This window comes from Paenibacillus sp. RC84, from assembly GCF_041260495.1.
GTDB lineage: Bacteria > Bacillota > Bacilli > Paenibacillales > NBRC-103111 > Paenibacillus_F.
This window is the reverse complement of the sequence record NZ_JBGBYL010000008.1, coordinates 40,091-54,003: the sequence shown is the minus strand read 5'-3', so window position 1 is coordinate 54,003 and position 13,913 is coordinate 40,091. Positions and strand designations below refer to the sequence as shown.

At 51.0% G+C, this 13,913-nt stretch carries 10 protein-coding genes and 1 other RNA gene; 1 reads left to right on the top strand and 10 read right to left on the bottom strand.

Annotated features, from left to right (window positions below; genetic code table 11):
- Window positions 1-107 precede the first annotated feature (107 nt).
- From ABH899_RS18420 to ABH899_RS18405, 4 genes are all read right to left on the bottom strand, one after another.
- On the bottom strand, window positions 108-1,688 hold the full coding sequence (locus tag ABH899_RS18420; RefSeq protein ID WP_369999146.1) for a SagB family peptide dehydrogenase: 1,581 nt from the start codon (window positions 1,686-1,688) through the stop codon (window positions 108-110).
- 53 nt (window positions 1,689-1,741) lie between these two features.
- On the bottom strand, window positions 1,742-3,685 hold the full coding sequence (locus tag ABH899_RS18415; RefSeq protein ID WP_369999144.1) for a TOMM precursor leader peptide-binding protein: 1,944 nt from the start codon (window positions 3,683-3,685) through the stop codon (window positions 1,742-1,744).
- A complete protein-coding gene (locus ABH899_RS18410; RefSeq protein WP_369999141.1) occupies window positions 3,682-5,640 on the bottom strand; it encodes a putative thiazole-containing bacteriocin maturation protein in 1,959 nt (652 codons plus the stop codon). Before ABH899_RS18410 ends, ABH899_RS18415 begins: the two co-directional genes overlap by 4 nt.
- 287 nt (window positions 5,641-5,927) lie before the next feature.
- The gene (locus tag ABH899_RS18405) at window positions 5,928-6,188 is read right to left on the bottom strand and encodes a heterocycloanthracin/sonorensin family bacteriocin (protein WP_369999138.1); all 261 of its coding nucleotides are present in this window, start codon (window positions 6,186-6,188) and stop codon (window positions 5,928-5,930) included.
- Between the two features lie 523 nt (window positions 6,189-6,711).
- Here ABH899_RS18405 and ABH899_RS18400 point away from each other — a divergent pair.
- Window positions 6,712-7,101 carry a DUF3888 domain-containing protein gene (locus tag ABH899_RS18400; RefSeq protein ID WP_369999135.1) on the top strand — a complete coding sequence of 130 codons (390 nt, stop codon included), beginning with the start codon at window positions 6,712-6,714 and terminating at the stop codon, window positions 7,099-7,101.
- Window positions 7,102-7,443: 342 nt separating this feature from the next.
- On the opposite strand, the gene ABH899_RS18395 is transcribed toward ABH899_RS18400, so the two are convergent.
- The 6 genes from ABH899_RS18395 to rnr all read right to left on the bottom strand — a co-directional run bounded on the left by ABH899_RS18395 (window position 7,444) and on the right by rnr (window position 13,689).
- Window positions 7,444-7,944 (bottom strand): ATPase, encoded by a 501-nt coding sequence (locus ABH899_RS18395; protein WP_369999132.1) that lies wholly within the window; start codon window positions 7,942-7,944, stop codon window positions 7,444-7,446.
- A gap of 48 nt (window positions 7,945-7,992) precedes the next feature.
- On the bottom strand, window positions 7,993-8,190 hold the full coding sequence (locus ABH899_RS18390; protein WP_054403700.1) for a hypothetical protein: 198 nt from the start codon (window positions 8,188-8,190) through the stop codon (window positions 7,993-7,995).
- A 157-nt stretch (window positions 8,191-8,347) separates the two neighbouring features.
- Window positions 8,348-8,530, bottom strand: a complete 183-nt coding sequence (locus ABH899_RS18385) for a hypothetical protein (RefSeq protein WP_369999128.1) — start codon at window positions 8,528-8,530, stop codon at window positions 8,348-8,350.
- A 782-nt stretch (window positions 8,531-9,312) separates the two neighbouring features.
- Window positions 9,313-9,678: a transfer-messenger RNA gene (gene ssrA, locus ABH899_RS18380) on the bottom strand.
- Between the two features lie 164 nt (window positions 9,679-9,842).
- The gene (smpB, locus tag ABH899_RS18375; RefSeq protein WP_009674535.1) at window positions 9,843-10,322 is read right to left on the bottom strand and encodes an SsrA-binding protein SmpB; all 480 of its coding nucleotides are present in this window, start codon (window positions 10,320-10,322) and stop codon (window positions 9,843-9,845) included.
- Between the two features lie 427 nt (window positions 10,323-10,749).
- Window positions 10,750-13,689 (bottom strand): ribonuclease R, encoded by a 2,940-nt coding sequence (gene rnr, locus ABH899_RS18370; protein WP_256124197.1) that lies wholly within the window; start codon window positions 13,687-13,689, stop codon window positions 10,750-10,752.
- Between the last annotated feature and the right edge of the window lie 224 nt (window positions 13,690-13,913).

Here is a 13,913-nt window from a genome sequence, read left to right as displayed (position 1 = left end):
TAAAACCACAATTCGCCGCAATATGCTGATTCGGATATTTTTCTAACGGCATCTCATCGCTGTCTCTAAACGACTACCAGATTCACAAAAGCTCTACCCATGCTTTTCTAGCCATGCAATCCTCCCGTTAAGCGAGGGCTATGACGATAGGGTCCTATCGGGATTTGGATCAGGCTCGTTAACCCTTGCGAAGTCATCTTGTAGATCTCATCACATAATCGTGCATCAAATCCAAGGAGCGGATGCCCCCCTAATCCGATAGCCGATGCTGCTAACAACAGACGCTGCAGGAGCATCCCCGCTTCCATCTGTTGGATGCGATATCCCCTATACCCCAGCGCTGTTGCATGATGATCCTTGTCCCCTGCAATATGAAAGCATAGCGGTACTTGAAACAGGTTCACATTATCGGAAGGCATTCCTTCCTGCAACTGGAGCCGATGATCCCCTTGACGTATTGATCTTAACGCATGAGCAGCACTGTCATAATGGTAAGCACCCTCCGGAATACCCTCAACGTTATACAGACATACGTATAGCGAGACGCGGGGAACGGAGTTCTCACGCGCTCCGTCCAAATCATTCCGATATCTGAAGGAGGCCGTGGCCTCCCGCAGCAGTAAGGCCAGTTGCTCTTGGCTTACCTGGCTCATCCTAAAATCACTGTCCGGTGAATACCGCCTTCGGCTTACTGACGCCAGATCATACGACAATCGCTTCACATAGGGCAGAACCACCACATGCCCCCCGCAGTGAGCGATCTTCTTCTCTCCGGGTCGCGGTATCGATCGAAGCGATTCCAATAGGGATGCTTCGTTCATTTTGATCAGCATCGGAAATTCATTAACCCTCCGGGACCGGACGTAATGGTCATGCTGAACCGTCGGCAGCTCCCGGCACAATTCGGCAGCGGAGACACTCCCCTCTCCCTCGTTCCTACTCGCAAACCAAGAGATCCCCGGCTCCACAGACAACGGAATCACCGCATAAATACTTTCCTCTTGTTCGGATATCCCGAGAAGATAATTCACGGCCCGATCGAGAAACCGGAAATACACTCCCGACGCAAAGCCAAACCGTTTGGCCACCTCCAAGAGCTGCCCGATCAGCGCACCCGCATCCAGTCCTTGCAGGCGGTAGGAAAAATCATTGTATTTAAAGAAGTTTTTCCAAAACATGGTCGATACGAAAACAGTGCCAAAGCAAGCCGAAGCGTCATGGCGATTACCCATAGCCCCGGCTAAATATGAATCGAAGTTGCCTTCGCGCAGCAGCACCAAGCGGTGGTGTGCCACATCATAATGATATACCCCCGTAGGCAAATCCTCTATCTTCAGATACACGTATAATTCATTCGGATATAACGCTCCCCCGGAGGGGGCAAACCGTCGGTACATCTGCAGCAGGCCCATCGATTGTACCATGGAATTCGAGGCAAGAACGGACTGGGACAATTGAGTGAGCCCGAATACGTACCAGAGAAAATGACCCACCCGGCGAAGGTCGGGCTTCACTGGAGCTTCGCCACCTTCGAGCGTCAGCGGGATTTCCGGAGATAACGGAACCACAGGCAAACCGCGATAGAGCTTATATGCAAGCGGCCCGTCTTCCCAATCCACCGCCAAGTCCGGAGGTTTGGTCTTGTCAATGTCATAATGCAAATTGTTCAGAAACGCCTCCAGACTCATCCTTGTCCCTCCTTATATGAACGAGGGTGGCTCACCACGCCACGTTTTTATACCTATGGAAACGGATGCGGATGTGGATTGAGATCTTCCAGCCTCAGCGGCTTCTCCGCATACCCGAGTTCCACGGGTACCCGGAGCACCCGCTCCAGCCCTGCTAAGCGGGTAAAGTGATGTCCGAATGTCATCGGCAGCATCCCGGGGATCAGCACCTTCACGCAATGCAGTCCATTTCGCATGATTTCCGGCGCTGTCACATCCACCACGATCACATCGAGATTCAGTCGGTGGAATGCCCTAAGAATGTCCTTCAGATCATCCGTTAAATCGGCATGTCTTGCCTTCCGCTTGAACTCCTCTTCAAACGTTCGCAACGGGCGATTGTCATCCAGCAGAAATTGCAGGCGCTCCTGCGCTTGCGGCAATCCGTAAAGCAGCGAATGATCCTCCATCTGCCGCACCAGGGATGAATCATGGAACATTCGAACATACGTCTCTCGGTTCGTATCCAATTTCTCGTCGAGCGACTGCACCATGCCGGCCAACTCATGAACCGCGCTTTTCACGGCCCGTACCGGATCCGGATGAGCCCCGGCCGCACAGATGAGATTCATTCCTGTTTGCTTCCTGTTTTTCGCCACTCCCCATACACTTGGAATCCCATTCTCCATCGTCGAGTTAAAGAAATGCACATCAAACCCCGCCACCGCCCGCAAACGATCGATCATCAACTGCAATTCCTGGTCGTTAGCGGAATAAAGGTCAAGGCGCGGGAGAGGCATCTGCGCATACCAAGTCATCAGAAACGAGTCCCGCTCCACCACTTCCAATATGCCGTAAAAAATAGCTTCCTCCAAACTTCCGCCTAATGCGCATCCGTTGGAAGTTTCAAACACAAAGCTGTGCCCGCAGCCCATACTGTAATAGGCAAGCTGTTCCGGAACTAGAATCGGACGCTCTTGCAAAAACGAATACCCCCATACCCAATCGATTGGGTGGTCAGGATTAAACGGTGTATACGGGGCCCCCGGTTGAGCATACTGTTCTCTCGTGTGCTCCCCCACTTTGACAGGGTCGAGCGCTTGATCCTTCAGATTGCGGTAGCTATCACGGATTACCGTCCGTTTGCTTCGGGGTGCCAGACCGCAGTACCGCTCCAACCCTTCCAATATAGCGGTCAACTCGCTCACCGCATAGGAATGAGTCCGACCTGCCGTTCCCACGTCCTCTGCAAGCAACGGCAGATTCACACTCACATCAGCAAACGGCGACTTGAGATCAACCATTTTCCCATTCAGAAAGCCGGTCCGGTAATCCAGGTAGTCTTGGGTCAGAACTGTATTCAGCTCATCCATCCCGCGGCAGCGGTAACTGTCTACGCTGATCTTCGGACTTGGCTGCAACGAGATATCGGCTGCCGCCGATGAATCATCAAGCAATTGACTGCAAACCGGACACAGCGGGTCAGGGAGAACGAGGTAAAGCGTACTCTCCAACGTTTTCAGGTTGATCAAAAACATCCTCTCTGCCGAATGAACCGTTTGGCCTTGTAACACCTTCCTTGCCTCCACGGCCAGCAAATGAGCTGCCTGCAAAAGTCCTGTACGTGACGCCCATGCATCACGATCTACTCCCCCGCGTGTCATCAGCCTCTGCTGCAGCTCCTGCATTTCCTTGCGTTCGCGTCCCGCCATGAGGCGCCGCATGTCTGCACATCGGGAGCACCCTCGTGTACCCGGACGAACCAGCGGTCCGATCACACCCTCACCAAATGAAACGAAGCCACGCAGCCATGGGATGCCGGCTGGTTGCAGCAGCTCTTCCGCCTTTTGATGAATGTAAGGATTCCAGGCATCGTTCAACACCAGAACCAAATCCGCCGCTTCCGGTACTCCTGTCTCGAAATCGCTCTGACGAACGACCTCGAATTGGGTTGACAGTTCTCCGCACACGTAATCCGCCAATACCCCTTCTCCAACAATCACAACAGCAGCGCTCACCGGGACCCCTCCTCTCGCAGCACTACACCAAACACCCCGGCCACTTCCTCTTTCAAGAACGGTTCTACCGCCAGATCGAAGACCAGAAGCCTCTTACGGTTTCGATTCAAAACTTGTAAAGCGGACTGTAGAACCTCTGGTTGTGACGTTTCTTCACATGAAGGGATCTCAAGATTTAGCGGTGCCTGTTCTTTTACACGCACGGGCGAGAACACCAATGCTTGTGATTTTAAGCCATCCGGTTGGTTTTGTGCCCCCAGCAGAGCCTGCTGCAATGCCTTCCGCAGCGCCAGGGTCACATTTAAGCCTACACTGCAATACCAGCGATCACTCGTACGGACCCACACCACAGGAAATCCAGACACTTCCTCTCCCAAGGCAACCATCGGCGCTCCCTTCATCGTCTTCAATGCTTCCAAATAAAAAAGACAGTGATTATCTTCTACCGTACGCAGCTGTACTCGGGAGACCAAAGGCAACTGAGACGCCTGCCGCTTGCCCAGCACGTCCTCCAAACACCTTTGCAACCCTCGGCAAATGCCTTCCGCAACCGCCTCCCCCGCTCCGATACCGATAAATTCCTGCGGTTCTATCCTGCCGGCCTCTTCTCCCTGATGAGAAGGAAGCATCGAAACGAGCAAGCCGGCCATTCGCGACACATAGGCTTCAATCCCGGCCAGCCCCGCTTCCCGTCGCGCCTCCTCATGCGTCAGATCGGTACAAATCATATCCGGCAGCAGCACAGCGGGTCCTTCCGATAGTGGATCGATGGCCTGAACGCGACACTGGGAGAGCGGCAGCTGCGTTAAATCCCCCTCCTCCCAAACATGAAAAATCCCTGATTCCGCCGATGTCAGCCGGCTAAAATAAGGAATCAATCCATTCTCGCTTTTGTGTGGTCTCCGTTCGAGCTGAAGATCGAAATCATGAATCCATTCAGGGGCGCTAAGTCCGGTCACAAGCGGATGGGGCAGGAACGAATGCCACCTTCCTTCCAAAGTCTCCAGATTAAGCAGAAAAAATCGGTTATTCTGTTCCGAATCGTCCGCTCCCGTACTCTTTTTAAACAGCTCAAACACGCTCACATTGGCCAACATGGCTCCCGCTGTTGATGAAAAGGTGTGCAGCCGCGGATCTTTAGAAATTGCGGTTTGGTGCAGGCGGCGCCACGCTGACTCCCAACATCCCTCAAAATCCGGATGAACCAACGGTCCCACCATACCCACCTGTTGCAGGCATACAGCAGAAAGAAACAACTTCTGCTCCTCCCGGCAAGCTGCATGAAGAACTCTAAGTTCCCGGGCATCGTTCTCCCGTGACACAAACAGAATCGAATCAAACGGCCTCACAGCCTCCCGCCAACAACTCTCCCCTTCCTTTTGCAAGGTAACCTCCTCTACTGCCACCTCAGAGTCCGTTATACGGGCATGTGCCACCAGCTCTGCCATCCGCTGCCGATCAGTCGAATCCGTACCCGAGAGCAGTACATAAAACTTGGGCAACCCGGAATCAAGCAGAGCAGAAATCGCCGAGATCAAAAAAGGACCCGAACCGATCAGCAATACTTTAGCCTGACGATAGCACTGAAACCGATACGCGCCCGAATCACCGAAATGATCCAAAAATTCAATTTGAGAAGCATACTTCGTAAGGACCTCTTCCGGCAATTGATGCGGAGTATCCTGGCTTACATCCCGAGCAAAGCCGTTACGGTACAAAACTTCCGCAATTTCATATACCTGGTTCCGGTGCCGGTCCGGCAATCCGTCAGTCAAATCCTCCAATTTATGCTCCCCATTGAATATCGGTATCAGTGTTTCAATCCACTGATCAATCGCCTCACCTTCCATCCGGAACGAGCTTACATTATTTCGAAAATACACACCGCTCAAATCTGGAAGAAAAAATGTATCCCTTTTAACCTTTAGACGCATCGAAGGGTTCAAATTTGTCATTCTACTCCTCCTCCGTAGGCTGTTCGCAATCTGCTCCAGCACTTCACAAATAATCTTATGTACAGCTATTTGTCCCTCATGCCTGTAACGTTGAGCTTCTGTCTTTTCGTCGCCAGCGCAAAACACCCCTAAATTAGATTAGATTAACCCAAGGGTTTTACTAACATCTATTTTAGGGGTGCACATCAAAGTGATTCAGGGTCTTTTTCTTCTCATTAGACAACCGCTGTTTCAAAGAGAAATAAGTAATATGGGACACAAATATTTACTTATCGGCAATAAATACCTTATTGTCCTCCACGGTGACAGTTGTGACAATTGGAGCAGTTGTGACAATTGGAACATCTGAAGCAACTGGAACACCTGAAGCAACTGGAGCAATTGAAACAACTGGAACAGTTGAAACAATTGGAACACCTGAAACAATTGAAACAGTTGAAGAAGCATAAACGAGCCGATTGTTCGTTTTGAGCGTTCCAAGGAGTCGTCTCACTCGCCGTAAATTGGGAAACATTCAATTTCGCTAAATCATTTTTGAAATCGTTCATAATAATATTACCTCCATTTTTTATAAACAATTTGATTGGCGCATGAACCGGCACTGGCAAGAAGAACAGAAACCAAGACAATCGACTTCGTCATACTTTTCAAAGGGCGACGTGTTTCTGCGAGAAACAATTGCCTTGACGTGATCCGCCAATTCTAATACTTCATGACAACATATGAATCGAGCTCCGCTCTTGTTACTGATCTAAATGCCTATATATTTATTTTTCTTCATCAATCGAAAATCGCTTCTCAACGTTAGCTGAAACAGCAATATAAAAAAAGCTTTCCGGCTGAATGGAGTCATGCAGGGAAATACAAAAAGAAGCCTGTCACCATTATAGTGACGAGGCTCCTTTGACTGGAACCATATCGTTGCCGCGAGCCCATGCGAATTCAAAGATTGAAAGGGGTTGTTTAATGTCTATCGGTGAAGCAACAAATTATTTTGCGGGAAATCCTATAGAAGTTAATAAACTGGGAATTATATTATAGCGGAGATCTTATATTGGGAATGATTAGAGCGTGAAAAAAATATCCAAGCTTCTATTGATGTGCGTTCTCAGCATTATGTTTTTGCCTTCACCAGTTTCTGCGGAGCCGCTAAAGGCTTCAGAACATAATATTACCGATGCATTTTTAGTAACTATTGCACCTGCAATTGGCAATGCTCTGACTGGTTATTATGGAAAACTTAAACAGTTCGAACTTTACGATGCAAAAGTCGTGAGTCTGGAAAGAAAAACACAAGGTGGGTTCGACTTCATTTGTAAAGTTGCAGTGACTACCTTTGAAGGAGCCCACAACCCTCCATATGGAGACGACATTCTTACATTGGATATTTCGGGAGGGAAAATACATGTAATAAAATTTGAGCATAAAGATAAAAGAAAAGGTTGGCCAATATGCAATTAAGTACAATACATAAAAAACCTCCAAAAATCATTATAAACGATCATGGAGGTTTTTCTCACTCCAAGCCGCGAGTGATTTAAAGCATCTTCTTGCCGCAGTGACAAAATTATGTTTCAAGTCACACAGCCTCTCGGCTAGCATCTTTTGCTGTTTGATGGAGGCGGGGGGAGTATTGCAATCCCATCTAACCTGCTCACGCAGATCCCCTCCGCCGACAACCCTAGCGGTCGATTGCAATCCCGTGCTCCTCCGCTTCGCTCCGTCCGCGCGGACTGAACCCCTGTCCGAAGATAACGACACATAAGCTTCTACGGGTGTAGTCACGGGTTTGATGTCACCCGGTCATCTGTGCTCGGTAATAGCATTCTCAGACCAAGCAGGTATTGACTTTACACAAAAAATTAGCTTACCGTGCATCATTTCCGCAATAATCGAGGGTACATATGTATTATCAATGATGATAACCTGATCTGCGATGGCTAAAGCAGGTTTTAGATTTTGTAAAGACTGACCGTATCGAAAGCGAATGTCCTCTTCTGCGATCCAATGCCCACCCTGCTCGACACGAGAAGCTACACGGTCTATATGCATCTGGACGTCTTGGAGACCGATATAGTACATGACAATATCATACCCGTTTTCTTTAGCAATTTGCATATGCTTCAGAACAAATGTACCTGATAACGTCGTTTCAATAGCAAAATGTTGACCTCTTTGAATGAGAGACCGGATTCTTCTAACAGCTTCCCTTCCAGCAGACAGGTCGGCACCTCTCGGATCATCGGGCTTTAATTCCCGTGCAATCTGGTCTGGGTCAATCAGTTCACCTAACCATTCTCTCATTTGCCAGCTCCATTGGTACCAGCAAAAACGGTCATGATTGGTTTAATGTCACTCATGATATTCAAATTCCTGCCGTTTTCCGGTTGCATCAAAAACGATCTCGAACTTATTTCCTTCTGCGTCTTCACGAACACGTTTGTTATTCTTTATATAATAGATAGATGCACCTGACTCTCTGGCTTGCTTCCGTGCATGTTGATTCGCTTTTTTCAAAACTTCTTGGAGTTGTTCTCGATTTGCAAACATCTTCAATCCCCCTCCAGTTTTAAAATTATGCTTATTATATCACAAATTGAAATGCCACCAACCAGAACACTGGTTGATGGTTTTAAGTACCTTAATGTAAGCGAGAGAACGAAACTTGTGCAAAAACAGCTACTTCTTTCGCCAACTCCAACCTAATTTAATCACCTTTTGAAACTTCATCCAGTGTATAGATCTTTGCATTCTCAATTTGAATAAAAGCTGATTGAAGCTCCTCATCCTTTTTCCATTGTTTGATAAATTCTTTTGAGTAGCCCCAGTAACTCTTCACTTCCTCTGCTTCAAAGATTTGATAGCCATTAATCCATAATTCAGGACGCATCTCTTTATTATCGTATATATAAAGAAGTGCCTTCTTAGGTAAATAGCTAAGTCGATAACTTATCGTGAAACCCCTGGACCTCTTCCTTAAATTATCTACTTCTTTCCAAGTCTCGAAATTAAAATATGTTACATGACTTCTCTTCTCCGAGTGAGTAAAACAATCACCACACCCATTACAAGTTAGCTCAATTGCATTATCCTTTTCATGACTTCGCCCTGTGCAAATCCTAAAATTATATGGTTGATGGCATTTCGTGCATGTTAGGCAATCATCAGTTACCTCTTTTAATAGGTTCATAATGTCAACAATTCTTTTTTGTGTGAATTCTGGTTCATCATCAGCAGTTAACTCTCGTATCATTTCAGTTTGATTTGAATAAAGTAAATAAAGATCCCCTCTTGATTAGTTTTTCAATTATATTCTTGTGATCTGCAATCTGAAATTGTTTTTCCTTTTCAGTAGTCATTAAGGTCATTATTTTCACTCCCAATCTAAAATATAGTAATTAGTTTCACCAGAATAATAGATTCGTATACAAAAAAGACACCGTCATGGTGTCTTTTTTAAGATAGTAGATAGTAATGGAGGCGAGGAAAGTATCGCAATCTCATCTAACCCGCTCACGAAGCACCCCTCCGCCGACAACCCTAGCGGTTGACTGCAATCCCGTGCTCCTCCGCTTCGCTCCGTCCGCGCGGACTGAACCCGCGGGCTTCTCCTCCCGCCTCCCGGAACAGCAAAAAGGCCCCTGCCTCTCGGCTGGGACCTTTCTGCTGTGTGTATGGAGGCGAGGGGAGTCGAACCCCTGTCCGAAGATAACGACACATAAGCTTCTACGGGTGTAGTCACGGGTTTGATGTCACCCAAGCAAGCGCCCCGTAACCGGCTCTCACTAAGGTCAGCCTGATTGTCTTCTTCAGCACACCCCAGGCGGAGATGTGACAGCGTATCCCACTAAAGGTTAGCCCCTACATCCGGCACATGGGCGATACAGGAGAGGAGCACGCTCACAGGTTATTAAGCTGCGAAAGCGTAGTTTTGTTGTTGTTTGCCGTTTAATAGGCTTTAGCGTTGATGAAGCGGACGCGTCCCCACTACCCGCTACCCATGCTCGAACTACCCCCGTCGAATCCAAAAACGCCCCCGTAATAGAAAAGGAACTCGGATGCAACGGCTCATCGAGCCGGATGCTGTGTTCTTCTTACTCTTTTATTATACCACATTTCCCGTCAAAAGCAGGTGCTGATCCATGGAAGTCCAGGATCGGTTTCCCACCCGCTCCGCAAGGAGCAGCTAATAAACAATGTTGTTACCTGGCGACCTTCTGCTTCTCACGCAGAGCCCGCTGAATATCGCGCTGAGCATCACGTTTAGCCGCAGTATCGCGCTTGTCGTACTGTTTCTTACCTTTACCGAGTCCGATCAGCAGTTTCGCATAGCCGTTGCGGATATAAATCTTAAGCGGGACCAGCGTGTAGCCTTCCTGCTTGGAAGCGCCGATCAGCTTGTTGATTTCCGCTTTCTTCAGAAGCAGCTTTCTCGCTCTCGTCGGATCGGTCGGATTGTTCCGATTTCCCTGTTCAAAAGGACTGATGTGCATATTATGCACGAACGCTTCGGCATTGCGAATGGTTGCGAACGAATCCGAAAGATTCGCCCGGCCGTTCCGCAGGGATTTGATTTCCGTACCCGTCAGCACAAGCCCGCACTCGTAAGTGTCTTCAATAAAATAGTCATGCGAAGCTTTCTTATTCTGTGCCAGCACCTTGCCGTCCGCTTTCTTGGTCACGGTCATCCCTCCAGTCGTCCATGCTATTAATACCCCATCCGTGCCTTTTTGAAAAGGCGGAGTGTTCTTTATTGTAGCAACTTCCCTGCCAAAAATCAAGAAACGCCCGGGCCATGGCATGTCCGTTAAAAAGACGTGCGCACGGTCGGGCCGTTTCCTTAATTCTCATGTATTTATTTTCCGTTGTAAAAATTCAACAGGCTTAACTTTTAGGCATGTAAGCTCTGTTTATGCAAAGGGATAAACGCCTCACTGTCTCCGTATGACTCACCACCGGGATGTATGCCAAACAGCAGCCGTCAGACGCGCGGATTCCTACGGATCGCGGACCCATAAGCTCATCGCAAATCACAGCGGGCTTACGATCGTCAGCTGCTGCGCCGCGCTGGGCAGGTCTTTCCCCGCTTGCCCCTGCCGCCCGCGCCTGCTACCGGCGCGGACGTCCACCACGTCGCCCGCCCGGCTCGGACGGATCGCGGCCGTCCGGCGTGTGACGGTCGCCGCGGACCGTCTTCGTCAGCGCGTTCACGGACGACGCCCAGTTGCCGGAGTACGTCGACTCCGTCCGCGGGCCGCCGTTCTCGCGGCCTGACGCCGTACCGGCGCCCGCATCGCGTCCCCGCCGGCCGCGGCCGCCTTGGCCGCCGCCTTCGCCGGACTCACCGCGCAGCGAGACGCCGCGGGCCGGAGCGGCGCCTTTGCGGCGCTTGCCGCCGCCCTCGGTGCCTGCAGCCGGCGTTACGGCCGCTTCGCCTTCGGCTCCGCCGCCCTTGCGCTTCCGGCGCCGTCCGCCGCCATTCTCGCCGGACTCGGTCACGAGTCCGTTCTCACGGCCTGTATCGGGCGCTGCAGCCGGATTGCCTCCCTTGCGGCGCTTACGTCCTCTGCCGGCTCCCTGAGCCTCCTGGGACAAGCTGCCGTCCTCAGACGGCGTGCCGCCCGGTGCCGCTGCAGGTGTGATTCCGAGCGGCGCTTCACCCGACGCGCCTTTCTTCTTCCGCCTGCGGCGCTTGGTTCCGCCGCCCTCGGATGCTCCAGCCGCTGCCGCATCGGCAGCACCGGCTGTTCCACCCGGCGTACCGGGCTTCACGATGACATCCCGCACACGGCCGCGGTCTTTACCGCGTCCGCCTTTGACAGGACGTCCGCCTGCGACGCGCTTCTTCTGGCCGCCACGGCCGCCGGACTTGCTGCGGTCGAGCATACTGAACTTGTTGGACCGGGGTTTCATATCCACCATTTCAAAGTCGATGGTTTTCTCGTCCATATTGACCCGGCCTACACGGACTTTAACTTCGTCGCCGATCCGGTAAATTTTCGACGTGCGTTCTCCGATAAGGGCATGCTGCATCTCGTGATAGTGATAGTAATCGTCCGTCATGTCGCTCAGGCGGATCAGGCCCTCGACCGTGTTCTCCAGCTCCACAAAGATACCGAAGCTCGTCACGCTCGAAATAATGCCCTCGAATTCCTCACCGACTTTATCCAGCATGAACTCCGCTTTTTTCAGCGCATCGGTTTCACGCTCGGCATCAACGGCCACGCGCTCCCGCTGGGAGGACTGCTCGGCGATATCGTCCATCCGTCCGCGCAAATATTCGCTGCGCTTATCGGTCAGAGCGCCATCGTTCTCCAGCACTTCCCGGATCACACGGTGAATGATCAAATCCGGATAACGCCGGATCGGAGACGTAAAGTGGGAATAGAACTCCGCCGCCAGACCGAAATGCCCGATGCTGTTGGAATCGTAACGGGCCTGCTTCATGGAACGGAGCATCACCGTACTGATGACGGTCTCCTCCTTCGTCCCTTTGATCTCTTCAAGAAGAGACTGGAGCGCGCGCGGGTGCACGGTATTGCCGCGTCCGCGTACGACGTAGCCGAAATTCGTAATGAACTCCATGAAATGCGCCAGCTTCTCCGCATCCGGGTCTTCGTGAATCCGGTACAGGAACGGCACCTTCAGCCAATGGAAGTGCTCGGCAACCGTTTCGTTGGCCGCCAGCATAAACTCTTCGATGATCATTTCCGCGATGGAACGCTCACGCTTGACGATATCGACCGGAGTTCCATCCTTGTCGACAATGATTTTCGATTCCTGGAAATCGAAATCGATCGCGCCGCGCTGAATACGCCGGTTGCGCAGCTTCATAGCGAGCTCTTCCATCAGCTTGAAATCGTCCACCAGGTAGCCGTAACGCTCCAGAAGATCCGCATCGGGCTCTTCCTCGGTCAGCAGCTTGCGGACGTTGTTATAGGTCATTCTTTCGCTTGTTTTGATCACGCTCGTAAAAATGTCGTGCCTCACCACGTTAAGCTCGGCATCGAACTCCATCTCGCAGGACATAGTCAGGCGGTCTACCTGCGGGTTGAGGGAGCAGATTCCGTTGGACAGCCGGTGCGGCAGCATCGGAATGACCCGGTCCACCAGATACACCGAACAGCCGCGGTTGTAGGCTTCGCGGTCCAGCGCGGAATTTTCCGTCACATAGTAGCTTACGTCCGCAATGTGGACGCCCAGCAGGTAGTTGCCGTTCGGCAGCCGTTCCACGTTTACGGCATCATCGAGATCCTTTGCATCCTCGCCGTCGATGGTCACGATGCGTTTACCGCGCAGATCCCGGCGCTTCTGGCTGACAATTTCCTCTTCCGTGATGGAGTCCGGCACACTTTCCGCTTCCCCGATCACTTCCTCGCTGAACGCTTCCGGAAGCTGGAACTTGCGGATGATAGACAAAATGTCCACACCGGGGTCGTCCTTGTGGCCGAGAATTTCGATCACTTCACCCTGGGCAGCCGCGCGGCCCTCGGGATACTGGACAATGTTAACGACGACCTTTTGTCCGTCTGCCGCACCGAGGAAAGCGTTTTTCGGAATAAAAATATCCCGTTGCACACGCTTGTCATCCGGAACGACGAATCCGTAGCTTTCGTGATTCTGGAACGTTCCCACGATTCTCGTGTTGGCGCGTGTCACGACGCGGTCCACTTCCCCCTCGAGCTTGCCTCCGGCGGCGCCTTTGCTCGTAACGCGGACGAGAATAATGTCATTATTCATTGCCGTATTCATGTCATTGGCATGAATGTACACGTCGGGGTGATCCCGGTCGTCCGGAATCAAGAATCCGAATCCTTTGGGATGTGCCTGCAGCCGGCCGCGGATGAGATTCATCCGCTCCGGCACTCCGTAACGGTCGTTGCGCGTGCGCAGCACGTGTCCGGATTGCTCCAAGTCGTTAAGCAGCTTGACGAAATCTTTGAATCCCGCAGCGCTCTCAATGCCGAAATGCTTTTCAAGCTCCTGGTACGTCATCGGCTTGTACGCATTCTCGTGCATAAAATTTAATATATCCTGCTCTGTCACCATAGTTGTCACCTTCTTATTAGGTTGAGCTTCTCCGTATTCATACCCGATAACCATTTCTTTGAACAGGCTTAGCCGCTGCTGCAAATCGCATCCTCTACCCGTTGCCGGGACATCAAGGGAATTTCCAGGTGCCTGTTCTTCCGCTTTTCCCCCTGCCTCCGGGGCATCTCGGTCTGGCGGATGTATGATTGTGTGCGAGTGTCCCTATCGGCCTGTACGGCCGC